Origin of the sequence: Pannonibacter sp. SL95 (assembly GCF_026672425.1) — a bacterium.
Classification (GTDB): domain Bacteria; phylum Pseudomonadota; class Alphaproteobacteria; order Rhizobiales; family Stappiaceae; genus Pannonibacter.
In genome coordinates, this window is the sequence record NZ_JAPPRC010000003.1 from 938,667 (window position 1) to 956,033 (window position 17,367).

The window sequence follows — 17,367 nt, forward strand, 5'->3', positions numbered from 1 at the left end:
CGCGCTTGGCGGTGTCAGCCGATTTCGATGTCGAGGCCGAGGTCGAGCACCGGGGCTGAATGGGTGATCCAGCCTGAGGAAATGAGATCGACGCCCGTTTCGGCGACCGCGCGGACGGTGTCCAACTCGATGCCGCCGGAGGCTTCCAGCTTGATCCTGTCGCCGACAGCCGCCCGGACGATGGCAACGGCCTCTGCGAGGCGGTCCGGGCTCATGTTGTCGAGCATGATCACATCAGGCGCGGCGGGAATGGCCTCGCGCAGCTGATCAAGCGTGTCGACCTCCACTTCGATCTTCACCAGATGCCCGGCAAAGGCCTTGGCCGCCGTGATGGCGGCCGTGACGCCGCCCGCAACGGCGATGTGATTGTCCTTGATCAGGATTGCATCATCGAGGCCGAAGCGGTGGTTCATGCCGCCGCCACAGCGCACGGCATATTTCTCGAAGGCACGCAGGCCCGGCGTCGTCTTGCGGGTGCAGACGATCTTCGCCTTTGTGTGGGCAATCGCCTCGGCAAAGCGCGCGGTGGCGCTGGCGATGCCGGAGAGATGGCCCAGATAGTTGAGCGCTACACGTTCGGCGGACAGCAGCGCCCGCGCCGGTCCCTCGATCCGCGCGACAACGTCTTTCGGTGAGAGGCGCGCGCCGTCGGTCTTCAGCACCTCCACCTTCAGATCGGGTGATGTAAGACGGAAGGCGGTTTCGGCGAGCCGCATCCCGGCCAGTGCGCCGGGCTTGCGTGCGGCAATCACGGCGCGCGCGGTGACGCCGGCACCGATGGTTGCCTGGCTCGTGATGTCGCCGGCGCGGCCCCAGTCTTCCAGCAGGGCCGCGTGAACCGCGTCATCGATCATCAGCTGCGGCAGTTCGGGCAGGGGAGCGGTCATTGGGTTTCTCCCGCCGTTGCGGCGCTGGTGACGCCCTGCAGCGCGTTCGGGTGGGCGACGCTCGCCTTGGCTGCAGCGGCGTTGACCTGATCGAGCGTCAGATAGCTGCGCTGGGCCTGGGCGGGATCGGTCTCCCTTGCGTCTGTGCGATAGTGCGCGCCGCGGCTTTCCTTGCGTTGCAGGGCAGCGGCAGCCACGATCTTGCCGGCGATCATCATGTTGCGGATCGAGGTGCGCTGCACGCGCGTCTCGGCGGCGGCAATGCGGGCAAGTGCCTTGGTGAGGCCGTCGGCGTCGCGCTCGACACCAACCAGATCGCTCATGGTCTGACGCAGGATGGAGATCGCGGCGCGTTCCTCCTGGTTGCGCTGGCTGGGCAGGCCCGGTTCGTCATCCAGTGCTTCCCAATACGCGGTGCGCGGGGTCGGCATCAGGCCCTGGATGTCCTCGGCAATGCGTGCGGCAAAGACGACGGCTTCCAGCAAGGAGTTCGAGGCCAGCCGGTTCGCGCCATGCGCACCGGTGCAGGCGACTTCACCGGCAGCCCAGAGGCCGTCCAGCGAGGTGCGGCCGTTGGCGTCGGTCAGCACGCCGCCCATGTGGTAGTGCTCGGCCGGCGCGATCGGGATCGGATCGGTGGCCGGGTCGATCCCGGCGGCAATGCAGGCCGCATGGACGGTGGGGAAGTGCTCGGCAAACTTCGCGCCAATGGCCGTGCGGCAATCCAGAAACGCACCGCGGCCGGCAGCACGCTCGCGGAAAATGGCACGGGCGACAATGTCACGCGGGGCGAGTTCCATCAGCGGATGCACCGCTTCCATGAAACGGGCGCCGGCAGAGTTGATCAGGGTCGCGCCTTCGCCGCGCAGGGCTTCCGTGGCGAGCGGTGCCGGATCACGGCCCACATCCAGCGCCGTCGGATGGAACTGCACGAACTCGGCGTCTGCAATCACGGCACCGGCGCGTGCGGCCATGCCGATGCCATGGCCGTTCGCTTCACCCGGGTTGGTGGTGACCGCATAGAGATGGCCGATGCCACCGGAGGCAAGCACGACAGCCGCCGCCTGGAAGGCAAGGCGCTCCAGACCGCCGCGCCGACGCGCCATGACGCCGGTGACGAACTTGCCCTCGGTGATCAGGCTCTCGCCCAGAAAACCCTCGATGACGCGGATGGACTGGGTCTGGCGCACGGCAGCGACCAGGGCATCCATGATGGCCCGTCCGGCCATGTCACCGCGCACGCGCACGACGCGGCTGGCGGAATGGGCCGCCTCGCGTGAGACGGCGAGATGTCCCTCCAGATCCTTGTCGAAGGGAACGCCATAGCTCAGGAGATCGCGCACCCGGCGCGGCGCTTCCGCCGTCATCATGGCGACGATCTTGTCCTGACAGATGCCGCCGCCCACCGCGATGGTGTCGGCCATGTGGGCTTCTGTGGTGTCGCCTTCGGAGACGGCTGCGGCGATGCCACCCTGGGCCCAGGCGGATGACGCGCCTTCGCCAATCGGGGCGTTGGAGATGATGGTGACCGGCCGCGGCGCCAGTTTCAGCGCGCAGAACAGGCCGGCGAGGCCGCCGCCAAGAATCACAACATCATCTACGCCTCGGGCCGACTGGGCCGGGACAAACTGGTCGCTGCGTACTGCCATGGGAGGGCTTTCGTTTCTGGACTGCGGAGGCAAAGCCTAGCCGCTCAGGCTGGGCGGGGCAATGCGCGCGCCAGGTCAGCCGGGAGGGGAAAGCAGAACGGGCGAGGCTTGCGGCCTCGCCCGTCGGGACTGTCACATCTTCAGATTGATCATGCGCTCGACGGCCAGACGGGCGCGGGCGGCAACCGCCGGGTCGACCGTCACCTCCTCCTTCATCTCGACGAGGGCGTCGAGGATCTTGGCCAGCGTGATGCGCTTCATGTGCGGGCACAGGTTGCAGGGGCGGATGAAATCCACGTCCGGCGTTTCGCTGGCCACGTTGTCCGCCATGGAGCACTCGGTGATCATCATCACCTTGGCCGGCTTGTTGGCCTTGACCCAGTCGATCATGTGCTTGGTCGATCCGGCAAAATCGGCTTCGTCCACCACTTCCGGCGGGCATTCCGGATGGGCGATGATCTTCACCTCCGGGTCGATCTTGCGGTAGTCGCGCAGCTCCTGCGCTGTGAAGCGCTCGTGGACCTCGCAGGCACCATCCCAGGTGAGGACCTCGACGTCGGTCTGGCGGCCGACATTGGCGGCAAGATACTTGTCCGGGATCAGGAACACCTTGGGTACGCCGAGGCTTTCCACGACCTGAACCGCGTTGGACGAGGTGCAGCAGATGTCGCACTCGGCCTTCACTGCGGCCGATGTGTTGACATAGGTGATGATCGGAATGCCCGGGTTGCGCTCGCGCAGGGCGCGCACATCCGCCGCCGTCACCGATTCCGCCAGCGAGCAGCCCGCGCGCATGTCGGGGATCAGCACGGTCTTGGCCGGGTTCAGGATCTTCGACGTCTCGGCCATGAAATGCACGCCGCACTGCACGATCACGTCCGCATCCGCGCGGGTTGCCTCGATCGCCAGCTGCAGGCTGTCACCGACGACGTCGGCAACGCCGTGGAAGATGTCCGGCGTCATGTAGTTGTGGGCAAGGATGACTGCGTTGCGCTGCTTCTTGAGCACGTTGATCGCGTGGATCGTCGGGGCCAGCGCCGGCCATTCGATGGCCGGGATGATGTGCTTGACCTTCTCATAGATCGGCGCCGTCGCGCGGGCGACTTCTTCGGTATAGGCAAGCTCGGGACGGGAGACCGAACCATGACGGTCGATCGCAAGGTCGGCGGCGGGCTTCACCTGGCAGGCGGAACTGGTCGAAATCAACGTGGTAGCCATCGGACCTAACTCCCTGCTGGACCGGCAAGCTTTTTATGCTCAGTTTGAGCATAAAGGAGGCAAAAGAAAACGGGACTTATCGGTCCCTTCATCCGCTTTTGCTCAACGTGAGTTTATATAGGCCATTTCAGGCAGCAAATCCACTCTTTCTGAGGGCTTTGGGTCAAGTTTTTGAAATTTGCCGTCTTTTCAATGGGTTGAAATGAAAGAAGCGGCAAGTGAAGTAAGTTGGCAAAGTCGCGTCCTTTTGGCCCTGTCCCGTTCATCAACGGCGCAGATTGGAGCTTCACAAACTTTCATTGTTACGAGCCGATTGGTCCGTCCATAGTCACGGCCAGGTACCGTGTGGTACCGCGTCACCGGAGGGGCTGACTGAATGAACCTTGCGACCGGGTCCCGGCCAAATGTTCCGCTCATCATTGTTTGCGGTTGCGCCATCGCGCTGTTGTCCTTTGGACCCCGCTCGGCGATGGGGCTGTTCTTCCAGCCCATGACCGAAGCCCGGGACTGGAGCCGCGAGATCTTCGCATTGGCGATTGCGATCCAGAACCTCCTGTGGGGCGCAGGCCAGCCGATTGCCGGCATGATGGCCGACCGGTTCGGCACCTGGAAGACGCTTGTCACCGGCGCGGTGCTCTATGCGCTCGGGCTGGTGCTGATGGCGGAAGCCGAGGGCCCGGTGATGCTGCATGTCACCGGCGGTGTGCTGATCGGGCTTGGCATTGCCTTTTCCAGTTTCTCGCTGATCCTGGCCGCCTTTGCCCGGTCGGTGTCGCCGGCGCAGCGCTCGCTCGCCTTTGGCGTCGGCACCGCGTCCGGCTCGCTCGGCCAGTTCCTGTTTGCGCCGCTCGGCATCGGCCTCATCGAGACCGTGGGCTGGCATTCGACGTTGCTGGTCTTTGCCGGGTTGATGGCGCTGGTGCCGCTGCTGGCGATCCCGCTGCGTGGCAAAGCGGATGTTGGCGCCTATTCCGGCACGACGGCCGATCAGAAGCTCGGCGACGCAATTGCGGAGGCCTTCAACACGCGCGGCTATATCCTGCTGACGCTGGGCTTTTTCGTCTGTGGCTTCCATGTCGCCTTCATCACCGTGCATCTGCCGCCCTACCTGGCCGATCTCGGGCTGGATGCGCGCTGGGGCGCCTATGCCATCGGGCTGATCGGCCTGTGCAACATCGCCGGCTCGCTCGCTTCGGGCTACATCGGTGGACGCTGGTCCAAGCCGCATTTCCTGTCGCTGATCTATCTCGGCCGGGCGATTGCCATTGCGGTGTTCCTGATGGTGCCGGCCTCGCCGTTGTCGGCGATGATCTTTGCCGGCGTGATGGGGCTTCTGTGGTTGTCCACGGTGCCGCCGACGTCAGGGCTGGTCGCGGTGATGTTCGGGCCGCGCTACATGGCGACCCTGTTCGGCTTTGTTTTCTTCTCGCACCAGATCGGTTCATTCCTGGGCGTCTGGCTCGGCGGGCGGCTCTACGACCAGACCGGCTCCTATGACGCGATCTGGTGGATGGGCATCGCCCTTGGCCTTTTCGCTGCTGTGGTGCACTGGCCGATCAAGGAACAGCCGGTGGCGCGGTTGCAGCCCGGCGAATGAAAACAAAAGGCCCTTCAGAGCGATGGCTCTGAAGGGCCGGATTGTCAGGCCTTGGACAGGCCGGCCGCCAGACCGTCCGCTATCGTGGCGACATCGGCAGAGGTGATCACCAGCGGGGGCGACAGGATGATGTTGTTGCCCGACACGCGGATCATGATCCCCGCCTCGTAGGCCCCGTCGGCAACGGCTGCCATCACCTTCTTGTCGAGGGGCTTCTTGCTGGCGCGGTCGCTGACCAGTTCGAGCGCGGCCATCAGCCCCTTGCTGCGCACGTCGCCGACCACATCGAAGCGTGCCTTGAGGTCCGCCAGCACGGCGGCCAGCTCCTCGCCCCGTGCGGCGGCATTGCCGGCGAGGTTCAGGCGCTTCGTTTCGGCAAGGGCGGCGAGCCCTGCCGCGCAGCCGACCGGATGACCCGAATAGGTGTAGCCGTGGCCGATGGCGCCGAAGGAGGTGCGGTCCGCCTCGAAGACGTCGGCGACCTTCTGGCTGATCAGGGTGGCGCCCAGCGGGAAGTAGCCGGAGGTTATGGCCTTGGCGATGGTCATCATGTCCGGCTTGACGCCCCACAGCCGCGAGCCCGACCAGGCCCCTGTGCGGCCGAAGCCGGTGACCACCTCGTCGGCGATCAAGAGGATGCCATGCCGGTCGAGCACCTCGCGCAGCATCGGCATGAATGTCTCATGCGGGACGATGACGCCGCCCGCGCCCAGCACCGGCTCCATGATGAAGGCGGCAATTGTGTCGCCGCCCTGGAAGGCGATCTCGTCCTCCAGCGCGCGGATGCAAAGCTTGGCGAGCTTCGCCGGATCGGTCTCGTCAAAGGGATTGCGATAGGTCCAGGGGGCGGGGATGTGGAAGCAGCCCGGCAGCAGCGGCTCGTAGTTGCGGCGGAAATTGGCGTTGCCGTTGACGGAGGCCCCACCGAAATGGGTGCCGTGATAGCCCTTCTTCAGCGCCAGGAACTTGGTCCGGTCGGCCTCGCCCTTGATCTTCCAGTACTGGCGGGCAAGACGCAGGGCAGATTCCACCGAATCCGAGCCGCCGGAGGTGAAGAAGCTGCGCACCATGCCTTCGGGGGCGAAGAACTCCGCCAGCTCATAGGCCAGCTCGATCGAGGGGCCGGTCGAGGTGCCGCGGAAACCGGAATAATAGGGCAGCTCTGCCAGCTGGCGGGCGATTGCCTCCTTCACCGGATCGCTGGAATAGCCAAGGTTGACGTTCCACAGGCCGCCGACCGCATCCAGCACTGACCGGCCGTCGATGTCGGTTACAGTCACGCCTTCACCCTTCATGATGACGCGGGGTGGATTGGCCTGCATCTCGGCCGGATGGGCCATTGGATGCCAGATTGAGCGGGCGTTGTTTTCCGTCAGGAAGTTCATGTCGCGCATGGCGCACTCCTCTTGGAGGATCAGAAGGGGGAGGGAAGACCGAGATGGCGGAGCGCCTCGGCGTAGGACTGGTCAGGGCGGATGACATCGAAGTGCACGCAGATCATGCCGGCCGCCTCGCCGCCGCGGATGTTGCGAAGCTGGTCATCGACAAAGACGCAGTCGCCGGCCGGCAGCTGCAGCGCGTCCGTGACGGCGGCATAGGCGCGGGGATCGGGCTTGAGAATGCCGCTGTAGGTCGCGTCGACGATCACCTCGAAGTCGGCGAGGAACGGCAGTTTCTGCCGGAAATCAGCGCCGTAGAAGAGATCCAGTTCGTTCGACAGGATCGCGAGCCGCTTGCCGGCCGCCTTGGCAAGGGCGATGGATTTCAGCGCTTCCGGCCGCATGACGGCTTCAGGATCGGCCCCTCGGGCGCGCTGGACAAAGGTTTCCATCTTCGTCCAGGTCTCACCCAGCAGGGCACCGGTCTCGCGGGTGCGCGTCATCCAGTAGTCGCGTTCGGAAACTTCGTCGCGCTGCATCGCCTGCCACAGCGCATCTGTCTCAGATCCCTCTGCCGGCGCAAACGGTCCGCGCCAGGTTAGGGTACCGGGCGCAAGGCCAAGCGCTGCCTCGGTCAGGTCATGGGTCTCGAACAGTGTCCGCGTCACCACGCCGCCGAAGTCGAGGACAAGAGCCTGGGCCGTCATGCCGCCGCTCCCTCTGCTGCCGGGGCACCCGGTTCGATGAGGCCTGCCGCGACCCAGCGGTCGAAAAGGGCGAGGGCGGTGTCGGTGAATTCAGCGCTGTTGATGTGTCCGTCGATCTCGACCAGCTCGGCATTGGCGGGAACGGTCCGGCGCATCTCGTCGAGGAATGCGGCAAGGCTTTCGGGGTCGTGCAGCGGCTCGCCCTCCTGGTCCCATTGCTGGATGCCACCGTTCGGCAGCAGAAAGGTGACGGGTCCGGTCGCCTTTGCCAGCTTGCGCCCGATTTCGCGCGCCACTTCGCGCCGCCCATCGGGGCCGGTTGTGACTGAGGCGAGCAGGCGGTTGTGGGCGTGGTAGGGGCGGTCGGCGAACTGGCCGGGAACGGGTTGCCAGGTCGGAAAATCGACCATGTCGATGGCACCGGGGGCGACGATCTGCGGAATGCCGGCAAGTCCGGCGCTTTCCAGCCGGTCAGCGCCGGAGGTCACGACGGAGCCGTTGAGGTGATTGGCCACCTCCTGCAGGCTGAAGTCGAGCACGGCGGCAAAGCGCTTCTGTGCGGCGAGCGCTTCAAGGGCGCGGCCGCCCATGCCGGTGGTGTGGAAGACCACGACCTCGTAGCCGCGTTTCTCCAGTTCAGGGCGCAAGCGCACCATGTAGGACAGGCAGCTCTTGCCAAGTGAAGACATGGCGACGACCGGGCGGGCCTGAAGCGGGCGCTGGGCGCTGCGGGCCGCGCCGACTACAGCGCCGCAAGCCTGCGAGAGCACGGCGCGGCAGGTCTCGTTGAGACCATAGAGCCCACCGGCCCAGAGGATCATCATCAGGTCAGCGGCGACCCGTTCCGGCGGCACCAGATGCGAATAGGAAATGGTGGAGACGACAAACTTCGGCACGCCGAGCGGCAGGGCAAGGGCCACATCCAAGGCGAGGTCAGTGCCCATGGTGCCGCCCAGTATCAGTGCGCCATCGATCTCGCCGCGCTCATGCAGCTGACGCGCCAGAGTGGAGGCGCCGAGGGCCATGGCGGACATGGCGGTGTTCTCGTCACCACTTGCGGCAATGGCTTCGATGGTCGTTTCTGCCGCCGCTGCGACCGCATGCTTGTCATGTTCAGGAATATACGGCGGGTCACCGAGCACGCTGACATCCATCATGACCGGGCGTCCCCCAGCCTCCTGGATCTTCTCGGCCATGTAGGTCAGCTCGTCGGCCTTCGTGTCGCCGGTGCCGACAAGCAGGATCGCGGGCGGTCGTACGCCTCTGGTCATGGTTCAAGGTCCCTCTGGTTATCTTTTTTGGCGGATGTCCAGTCCGTAAAGCGCTGCGGACAGGCGGCTGGCCGCAGCCTGCGCTGCCGAATTCAGCTCGGCGAGGCGCGCGTCATCGACACGCACTTCCGGCGCGGCGATGGAAATCGTTCCGACCGGCAACCCATCCGGTGAGAGGACCGGCGCGGCAGTGCTGATCACCCCAGGTTCGAGGCCATTCCGGCTGACCGAGGTGCCGCGCGCCCGCGTCTCGTTGATGCGCGCGCGCAATGCTTCGGGATCGGTAACGGTGTGCGGCGTGAAGGCCTTCAGCGGCTGCGCCAGAAACGCCTCGCGCTGCTCCTCGGGCAAAAACGCAAGAAGGGCGAGGCCTGACGCCGTTGCATGCAGCGGATAGCAGGAGCCGACATCGACGATGACGCGATTGGCGCGGGGTGATGTCTCCACATGCACGGTCCACAGCTCGTGGCCGGAGAACTCGCTGAGGTGGCAGGTTTCCTCTGTTTCCTCGTTGAGCGCCTTCACCACCGGAATGGCGGTGCGCAGGAACGGGAACCGGGCTTCGCGGATCCGGGCGAGGCGAACCGGGGCTGCGCCGATGCGGTAGCGCTTGGTTGCCTTGTCCTGCTCGATGAAACCGTGCGCCTCAAGATCGACCAGCATCCGGCGGGCGGTAGCCTTGTCGAGGACCGCAAGCCGGGCGATCTCCGACAGGCCTGTGTCCTCGCTGAGCGAGGCAACCAGGTTCAGGAGCGACAGCGCCTTGCCCACAGTGCTCACGGTGATCCTCCCAGATCGATAACATCGCAATTAACTTGACAGCAGCCGGATTCATTTGCAAGTCTATATTTGAAATGAAGGTTCACATAATGAACCGATAAGGCCAAAGGCCACCGGGAACAGCAGAAGAGGACGGAACCATGCAGAAGGCATTTCTCGCCGCTGTGGCGGCAGCAGTGACAGCAACAGCTCCGATTGGCATGTCGGGCGCAGCACAGGCCGAGTATCCGGAAAAGCCGGTCAGCTTCGTGGTGCCCTTTCCCCCCGGCGATCTGGAGGACGTGCTGACGCGCATGATCGCGGAAGACTTCCAGGCGAAGTACGGCGTCGCGGCAGCGGTCATCAACAAGCCCAGCGATGGCGGTCCGTTCCCGGGCGCGGTTGATGTGGCGGGCGGCAAGGCGGATGGCTACACGGTCGGCTCGTTCGTCGTGGACATTCCGGTCATCGGGCCGGAGGTCGGCATTCCGGCGCTCAACCCCAATCCGTTTGAGCCGGTCGGCATTTTCCTGACCTATCCCTTCGTGATCGCCACGCTGAAGGATGCGCCCTACGACACGATGGCACACCTGGCCAAGCACGTGAAGGATACGGGTGACAGCGTCGCGCTCGGCCACTTCGGATCGTTCCTGCTGCCGACCCAGGCAACGCTGGCTGCGGCAAAGGTGATGGGCTTCGAGTGGGGCGCGGAAGCGGCCAATGACGCGCTCGACTGCAACACGCTGGCCTCGGGCGACTTCGATGTCGTGACCACCACGATGCAGCAGCTGCTCCCCTGCCTCGACAAGGTGCAGATCCTGGCGACGATCACCGACAGCCCGATCCCCGTGATCCCGGATGCGCCGCAGCTGTCGTCAGTTGCGCCCGAGCTGAAACTGTCGCTCTGGAACGGGCTGTTCGTGCCCAAAGGCACGCCGCAGGATGTGAAGGACAAGCTTGCCGCCGTGGCGAAGGAGACCATGGTTTCCGAGCGAGCCCGCAAGCTCTCCGCCGATACCGGCGCCATTCTCTACTGGAAGGATGCGGCTGCGTCAGACGCGCAGATCGAGGCGGACAAGGCTGTCGTCTCGCGCGTGAACACGCTTCTCGGCCAGTAAGCGGAAAAGGCCGGTGCACCCCGCGCACTGGCCACTTCTCGCCAAACGTCTTCAGCATCTCCATCAGACGGCGGTACCATGCAGTCCGACGACACCTCGCCTCACGTCTTCCCCAATGCGCGCCGACCGGGCGAGCTGCTGTTCGCCATGATCTTTCTGGGGCTGTCAGTTCTGCTTCTGGCGCAGATCGGCTGGCAGACCCAGTGGCTGCCCGGCAAGGGGCTGGCCGCGCAGCCGCGCACCTGGCCGTTTATCGGTCTGGCCGGCATGATGCTGTTCGGCACGCTGCATCTCATCGCCACCAACCGGGTCCGTCGCACGCCGGGCCGGTGGCGCGAGGCGCTTCTTTGGGTGCGGTCCCTGGAATTCGTGGCCTGGTATCTGGCCTATGTCTTCAGCGTACCCTTCCTTGGGTACCTGCCCGCAACGCTGCTGTTCTGCGTCAGCCTGACCTGGCGCTGCGGCTACAGAAGCGCCCTTGCGCTGGGAACTGCCGCAGCCTTCGGGCTTGGGGTGGTGTTGTTCTTCCGCACCCTGCTGGCGGTGAAGATCCCCGGCGGCGCGCTCTACGAGCTGCTGCCTCAGCCGCTCAACTCCTTTTTCCTCACGTATTTCTGACCGGAACGGACCATGGACCTGCTGTTTTCCAGTCTCGAGATCCTCGCCCGCTGGGATGTCTTTGCCGCACTCGTCATCGGGTCGGTCGGCGGCGTGATTGTCGGGGCCATGCCGGGGGTCGGCGCGGCGGTCGCCATCGCCATCCTGCTGCCCGCAACCTTTTCGCTGGAGCCGATCGTCGGCCTGACGGCACTCCTTGGCATCTATGGCTCGTCGATGTTCGGCGGCGCGATCCCTGCGATCCTGATCAACACGCCCGGAACGCCGGTCAATGCGCTGACCACCTATGACGGCTATCCGATGACCCGCCGCGGTGAGGCGCGCCGCGCCCTCAGCCTTGCCTATTCGGCCAGCTTCTTTGGCGGCATCTTCTCGATCCTCTGCCTGATCCTGCTGGCGCCGGTGCTTGCCTCCATCGCGCCGATGTTCGGAGCGCGGGAGATCTTTCTGGCGGCGCTTCTCGGCATCGTGCTGGTGGTGCTGACCCATCGCGGCCAGATCCTTGCGGCCGGCATGCTGGTCTGCTTCGGCATCTTTCTGAAGACGGTTGGGCTGGAAGGCACCGCCTATACCCAGCGCTACACCTTCGGCCAGACCTGGCTGGCTTCGGGTGTTGACCTGATCGTGGTGGTGCTCGGCATCTTTGCCCTGTCGCAGGCCTTCCTGCTGCTGACCCAGCGCGACACGACCTACGAGCTGCCGCCAGTGAAGGGCAAGTTCCTGCAGGGCCTCACCGAGATCTTCAAGTACAAGCGCCTGGCCACCGTCGGCTCCAGCTTTGGCGTCATCTGCGGCATGATCCCGGGCGTCGGCGAGTTCATGTCGCAGTTCCTCTCCTACAGCTATGCCCAGCGGACATCGAAGACGCCGGAACTGTTCGGCAAGGGCAACCCCGAAGGCATCGTCGCCTCGGAGGCAGCCAACAACTCGGTGCCGCCCGCCGCCATGATCCCGCTGCTAGCCCTCGGCATCCCGGGCGAGGAACTGACGGCCATGATGCTGTCGGTGTTCTATGTCCACAACGTCATCCCCGGGCCGCAGCTGTTCCGCGACCAGATGGACTTTGTGCTGGCGCTCTACATCGCCCTCTTCGTGCTCAACGTGCTGGTCATCCTGTTCCTGATGACCTCCACCAACATCCTCATGCAGGTGATGCGCATCCCCAGCCGCTTCCTTGGCATGATGATCCTCACCTTCAGCCTCATCGGCGTCTATTCGCTGCGCAACTCACTGACGGACTGCGCCATTGCCGCCGGCTTTGGCGTCTTTGGCTTCATTCTCAAGCGGCTGGACCTGCCGACCTCGCCGGTGATCCTCGGCATCGTGCTGGGCGGGCTGATGGAAACAAAGCTGCGCACGGCCATGACCCGGGTGAAGTCGCCCCTCGACTTCATCGACCGTCCGATCGCCTTCATCCTCTTTGCCATGATCATCCTGGCGATCGGCCTGCACATCACCACCCATCTGCGCAACCGCGCCAAGGACAAGGCCCATGCTTGATCAGGCTCGCATCGACGCCCTGAGACACCTTCCCGTTGCTCCGCAGCAGCTGTTCATTGATGGCCGCGAGGCCGCGGCCGTCGATGGTCGCCGGATGGATGTGGTGTCCCCGCTCGACGGCAAGGTCTTCACCAGTCTGGCGCTGGCCGGCGCGGCCGATGTGGACCGGGCCGTCGCCAGCGCCCGCGCCGCCTTCGAGCGTGGCAGCTGGTCGCGCGCGGCACCGTCCGAGCGCAAGAAGGTGATGCTGCGCATTGCAGAGGCCATCGAGCGCGAGGCGCTGGAGCTGGCCGTCCTTGGCGTGCGCGACAACGGCACCGAGATTTCCATGGCGCTGAAAGCTGAACCGCTGTCGGCCGCCGCCACCTTCCGCTACTACGGCGAGGCCATCGACAAAGTCTATGGCGAGATCGCGCCGACGGCCGAAGGCGTCCTGGGCCTCGTCCGGCGCGAGGCGCTGGGCGTCATCGGGGCCATCGTGCCCTGGAACTTCCCGATGATGATCGGGGCGTGGAAACTGGCGCCTGCGCTTGCTGCCGGCAATTCCGTCGTGCTGAAACCGGCCGAAAGCGCGTCGCTGACGCTGCTCCGCCTTGCCCGCATCTGCGTGGAGGCCGGGCTGCCGGAGGGCGTGCTCAATGTCGTCACCGGCGAGGGCGCGGTCGCCGGCGAGGCGCTCGGGCTCAGCATGGACGTGGATGCGCTTGCCTTCACCGGGTCGGGCGGGGTTGGTCGCCGGCTTCTCGATTATGCAGCCCGCTCCAACCTGAAGCGGGTGCATCTGGAGCTGGGCGGCAAGTCGCCCAACATTGTCTTTGCCGATGCACCGGATCTCGGCAAGGCGGCGAAGGCAGCCGCCAACGCAATCTTCCGCAATGCCGGCCAGGTCTGCGTCGCCGGTTCGCGGCTTCTGGTCGAGAACAACGTGCGTGAGGCCTTCCTTGGCGAGCTGGTGAAGGCGACCGAGGCCCTGCGCGTCGATGATCCGCTCGCCGTGACCACCGACATCGGTGCCCTGTCGAGTGCCGAGCATCTCGCCCGCGTCGAGGCGCATCTCGCCCGCGCCACGCAGGAGGGCGCTGAATGCCTCACCGGCGGGGCGCGCATCAGGACGGAGACGGGCGGCTATTTCCTGTCACCGGCGGTGTTTGCCGGCGTGACGCCGGAGATGGCGCTGGCGCGGGCGGAGGTCTTCGGCCCCGTGCTGGCCGTGCAGGGCTTTGACAGCGAGGACGAGGCCGTTCGCCTTGCCAACGACACCGACTATGGCCTCGCCGCCGGCGTCTGGACCGCCAACCTCGGCCGGGCACACCGGATGATCGCCCGGGTCCGCGCCGGCCTCGTGCATGTTAACACCTATGGCGGTTCGGACCTGACCGTGCCGCTCGGCGGCTTCCGCCAGTCCGGCTTCGGCCGGGACAAGTCGCTGCATGCCTTCGACAGCTACACCGATCTCAAGAGCGCGTGGATTTCCCTGACATGACCATCGACTACGCCCCGACGCAACAGGCCACCGACCGCGCCGCCGCCATCGACCGCCTGATCGAGGCGGAGCAGGCCCGGTTTGCCGCCCGGCATCCGAAGTCTGCCGCCGCCTGGGCGAGGGGGAGGGAGCATTATCTCTATGGCGGCCCCTCGCACTGGATGCGCCGCTGGGCCGGCGGCTTTCCTATCTATGCCGAGGCGGCCAGCGGCGCGCGCATCCGCGACATCGACGGTCACGACTATGTCGACTTCTGTTTGGGCGACACCGGCGGCATGTGCGGCCATGCGCCGGAGCCGGTGACCCGGGCCGCCCTGCACCAGCTGCAGCGCGGCACCACCATGATGCTGCCGACGCTGGACAGCCTCTGGGTCGGCGAGGAACTCACCCGCCGCTTCGGTCTGCCCTACTGGACGCTGACCACCTCGGCCACCGATGCCAACCGCGGTGCCATCCGCATCGCCCGCATGATCACCGGCCGCGACAAGGTGCTGGTCTTCTCCGGCTGCTATCACGGCGGCGTCGAGGAGGCCCATGTCGAGATCCGAAACGGCAAGATCGGCATGCGCAACATGATCCATCCGAATGCGGTCGACCATGCGGCCGTGTCACGGGTGGTGGAGTTCAACGATGTCGCGGCCCTGGAACAGGCGCTGAAAGCCGGTGACGTCGCCTGCGTGCTGACCGAGCCGCTGATGACCAATTTCGGCATGATCCCGGTCGAGCCCGGGTTCCATGACGCGCTGCGGCGGCTGACGCGCGAGACCGGCACGCTGCTGGTGATCGACGAGACACACACCATCTCCTGCGGCCCCGGCGGCTACACGGCCCTCAATGGCCTCGAGCCCGACATGCTGGTGGCCGGCAAGGCCATCGCCGGCGGCATTCCGGCGGGTATCTTCGGCCTGAGCCAGGCGGTCGCCGAGCGCATGTGGCAGGTCGTGCCCCATGCCAATCCTAAGCTGCGCCAGTCGGCGCATCTAGGCATCGGCGGCACGCTGGCCGGCAATGCGCTCACCGTCGCCACCATGAAGGCCGTGCTCGAGGAGGTGCTCACCGAGGCGAACTACGCCCGCATGATCGCGCTGGCGACGCGGCTGGCCGAGGAGGCGCGGGCGCTGATCTCGGGCAGCCGCAAGCCCTGGCACGTGACCCAGATCGGCGCGCGCGCGGAGATCATGTTCACGCCGAAAGTGCCGCGCTCCGGCGCCGATGTGATTGCCACGCGGCAGGGCGATCTCGAGACGCTGCTGCATGCCTTCTACATGAACGAGGGCATCCTGGTGACGCCGTTCCACACCATGTTCCTGATGTGCCCGGCCAGCACCGACGAGGATGTGGCGCGGCACACCGAGGTGTTCGCCCGCTTCATCGAGCTCCTCGACCGGGAGGGCATTGCCGGATGACGACGCCCCCCTTCCGCCTCGACGGACAGGTCGCGCTGGTCACCGGCGGCGCGCGCGGCATTGGCGCGGCCATCGTCACGCGGCTGGCCGAGGCCGGTGCGCTTGTCATCATTGCCAACCGCACGCTTGATGTCGCCGAAGAGCTGGCCCGGACCCTCGGTGGACGGGGCCTTTCCGCCGCCGCCGTGGCTCTCGCCGACCTGTCGCGGGACGGGCTCGCCCGGCTGGTGCAGGAGACCACGGCGCGCGAGGGCTAGCTCGACATCCTGGTGCACAATGCCGGCGGTTGTCCCTGGGCGGGCATCGAGGAGATGACCGAGGATCAGCTGGACGAAGCGCTCGACATCAACCTGAAGGCGGCCGTGTGGCTGACCCAGGCGGCTGTGCCGGGGATGCGGGCGGCTAGCCATGGTGCACTCCTGTTCACCTCGTCCGTGTCCGCGCGGGTGGCCATGGCCGGCGGGGCGCATTACTCGGCGGCAAAGGCCGGGCTCAACGCCTTCATCCGGGGCGCGGCCTTCGAGCTGGCGCGCAGCGGCATCACGGTCAACGGCGTCGAGCCGGGCTTCATCGCCAAGCCGGGGCGCGGCACGCTGAGCACCCCGGAAAAGCAGGCCGAGATCGGTGCCGCGATCCCCATGGGCCGGATGGGCGAGGCCGACGACATCGCCTGCGCCATGCTCTACCTCGCCTCGCGCGAGGCGAAATACATCACCGGCCAGACCATCGTCGTCGACGGCGGCTCCACCCTGCCGGAGACCGGCTATGCGGTGACGAGCCATTTCGGGGCAGGGGAGGGCGCGGCATGAGCGGCGCACTGTCAGGCCTCACCGCGCTGATCACGGGGGCTGCCACCGGCATGGGGGCGGCGACGGCCGAGCGCTTTGCCGCCGAAGGTGCGCGGCTCGTGCTGTTTGGGCTCGGCGGCGCGGCGCTCGACCAGATGGCGGCGGCGACCGGTGGCGTTGCCGTGCATGGCGACGTGACCAGCCCCGCCGACATCGACCGGGCAATTGCGGCCTGCGACGGGCGGCTCGACTGTCTCGTCAATGCCGCCGGCCTCATCGTCCCGGACCGTCCCGACAGCATCGAGGATGCCGTCTGGGCGCGGACGCTTTCGGTCAATCTCACCGGCACCATGATGGTCTGCCGCGCGGCGCTGCCGCTTCTGAAGCGACAGGGCGGCACCATCGTCAACATCGCCTCGGTCGCAGCCTTCAACGCCAGCCCGGACAGCGCCAGCTATGCCGCCAGCAAGGCAGGCGTTGTCGCCCTGACCCGGTCGCTCGCCTATGCCCATGGCAGCGACGGCATCCGGGTGAATGCCATCGCGCCCGGCTGGGTGCGCACGCCGATGAGCGAGATGGAGATGGACCTTGCGGCTAGCGCCGCCGGGACCACGCGCGAGGAGGAATTTGCCGCGCTCACCCGCCGGATTGCGCTTGGCCGCATTGCCGAGCCGGAGGAGATCGCGGCCTGCTGCCTGTTCCTTGCCAGCGCCCAGTCCTCTTTCGTCACGGGCACCGTCCTCGTGGCGGATGGCGGCGGGCGCTCACCGACCCAGAACAGGGCGGTCTGATGTGCCCGCCGCGTCTCTTCAGGGTGGAGGAGACCCGGCGGATCCGGCCCTTAATGCCGGATGAACTTTTGCTTGATCCAGCGCGCAGGCCGGTGAAGCCTGCCTTGAGCTGGACGAGCGCTGCAAATACCGCTGGGCTGGGGTCTCTTACCCTCGGCCCCCAAAAGCGAAAACCATTCAGGCCACCACTGACGCT

Annotated in this window: 14 protein-coding genes and 1 pseudogene; 8 read left to right on the plus strand and 7 right to left on the minus strand. The window is 66.0% G+C overall.

Annotated elements, in window-relative coordinates:
- Positions 1-14 precede the first annotated feature (14 nt).
- From nadC to nadA, 3 genes are all read right to left on the minus strand, one after another.
- On the minus strand, positions 15-887 hold the full coding sequence (gene nadC / locus OVA12_RS04965) for a carboxylating nicotinate-nucleotide diphosphorylase (protein ID WP_268135060.1): 873 nt from the start codon (positions 885-887) through the stop codon (positions 15-17).
- Positions 884-2,536: an L-aspartate oxidase gene (locus tag OVA12_RS04970; RefSeq protein WP_268135062.1), complete on the minus strand. Its 1,653-nt coding sequence runs from the start codon at positions 2,534-2,536 to the stop codon at positions 884-886. Before OVA12_RS04970 ends, nadC begins: the two co-directional genes overlap by 4 nt.
- 132 nt (positions 2,537-2,668) lie before the next feature.
- Positions 2,669-3,754 carry a quinolinate synthase NadA gene (gene nadA, locus OVA12_RS04975; protein WP_268135064.1) on the minus strand — a complete coding sequence of 362 codons (1,086 nt, stop codon included), beginning with the start codon at positions 3,752-3,754 and terminating at the stop codon, positions 2,669-2,671.
- Between the two features lie 376 nt (positions 3,755-4,130).
- Here nadA and OVA12_RS04980 point away from each other — a divergent pair, with 376 nt between their 5' ends.
- Positions 4,131-5,351: an MFS transporter gene (locus tag OVA12_RS04980; RefSeq protein ID WP_268135066.1), complete on the plus strand. Its 1,221-nt coding sequence runs from the start codon at positions 4,131-4,133 to the stop codon at positions 5,349-5,351.
- Positions 5,352-5,395: 44 nt separating this feature from the next.
- Here the strand turns inward: OVA12_RS04980 and OVA12_RS04985 are convergent, their stop codons facing one another.
- Genes OVA12_RS04985 through OVA12_RS05000 form a run of 4 tightly spaced genes read right to left on the minus strand, consistent with a single transcriptional unit; the run spans position 5,396 to position 9,488 of the window.
- A complete protein-coding gene (locus OVA12_RS04985; RefSeq protein ID WP_268135068.1) occupies positions 5,396-6,745 on the minus strand; it encodes an aspartate aminotransferase family protein in 1,350 nt (449 codons plus the stop codon).
- A 20-nt stretch (positions 6,746-6,765) separates the two neighbouring features.
- Positions 6,766-7,437 (minus strand): HAD family hydrolase, encoded by a 672-nt coding sequence (locus OVA12_RS04990; RefSeq protein ID WP_268135070.1) that lies wholly within the window; start codon positions 7,435-7,437, stop codon positions 6,766-6,768.
- Entirely contained in the window at positions 7,434-8,708 is a 1,275-nt protein-coding gene (locus tag OVA12_RS04995) for a Tm-1-like ATP-binding domain-containing protein (protein WP_268135072.1), read from the minus strand. Before OVA12_RS04995 ends, OVA12_RS04990 begins: the two co-directional genes overlap by 4 nt.
- Before the next feature lie 18 nt (positions 8,709-8,726).
- Positions 8,727-9,488, minus strand: coding sequence for an IclR family transcriptional regulator (locus tag OVA12_RS05000; protein WP_268135074.1), 762 nt, complete (start codon positions 9,486-9,488; stop codon positions 8,727-8,729).
- Between the two features lie 140 nt (positions 9,489-9,628).
- Between OVA12_RS05000 and OVA12_RS05005 the strand changes: the two genes are divergently transcribed.
- From OVA12_RS05005 to OVA12_RS05035, 7 genes and pseudogenes are all read left to right on the plus strand, one after another.
- Positions 9,629-10,585, plus strand: a complete 957-nt coding sequence (locus tag OVA12_RS05005) for a tripartite tricarboxylate transporter substrate-binding protein (RefSeq protein ID WP_268135076.1) — start codon at positions 9,629-9,631, stop codon at positions 10,583-10,585.
- Between the two features lie 78 nt (positions 10,586-10,663).
- Positions 10,664-11,203, plus strand: coding sequence for a tripartite tricarboxylate transporter TctB family protein (locus tag OVA12_RS05010; protein ID WP_268135078.1), 540 nt, complete (start codon positions 10,664-10,666; stop codon positions 11,201-11,203).
- Positions 11,204-11,215: 12 nt separating this feature from the next.
- Entirely contained in the window at positions 11,216-12,703 is a 1,488-nt protein-coding gene (locus OVA12_RS05015; RefSeq protein WP_268135080.1) for a tripartite tricarboxylate transporter permease, read from the plus strand.
- A complete protein-coding gene (locus OVA12_RS05020; protein ID WP_268135082.1) occupies positions 12,696-14,186 on the plus strand; it encodes an aldehyde dehydrogenase in 1,491 nt (496 codons plus the stop codon). The genes OVA12_RS05015 and OVA12_RS05020 overlap by 8 nt, the downstream gene beginning before the upstream one ends.
- Positions 14,183-15,592 carry a transaminase gene (locus OVA12_RS05025; RefSeq protein ID WP_268135084.1) on the plus strand — a complete coding sequence of 470 codons (1,410 nt, stop codon included), beginning with the start codon at positions 14,183-14,185 and terminating at the stop codon, positions 15,590-15,592. Before OVA12_RS05020 ends, OVA12_RS05025 begins: the two co-directional genes overlap by 4 nt.
- Positions 15,589-16,401 (plus strand): annotated as a pseudogene (locus OVA12_RS05030) (SDR family NAD(P)-dependent oxidoreductase). The gene OVA12_RS05025 and the pseudogene OVA12_RS05030 overlap by 4 nt, the downstream one beginning before the upstream one ends.
- Positions 16,398-17,171 (plus strand): SDR family NAD(P)-dependent oxidoreductase, encoded by a 774-nt coding sequence (locus tag OVA12_RS05035; RefSeq protein WP_268135086.1) that lies wholly within the window; start codon positions 16,398-16,400, stop codon positions 17,169-17,171. The pseudogene OVA12_RS05030 and the gene OVA12_RS05035 overlap by 4 nt, the downstream one beginning before the upstream one ends.
- Positions 17,172-17,367 lie beyond the last annotated feature (196 nt).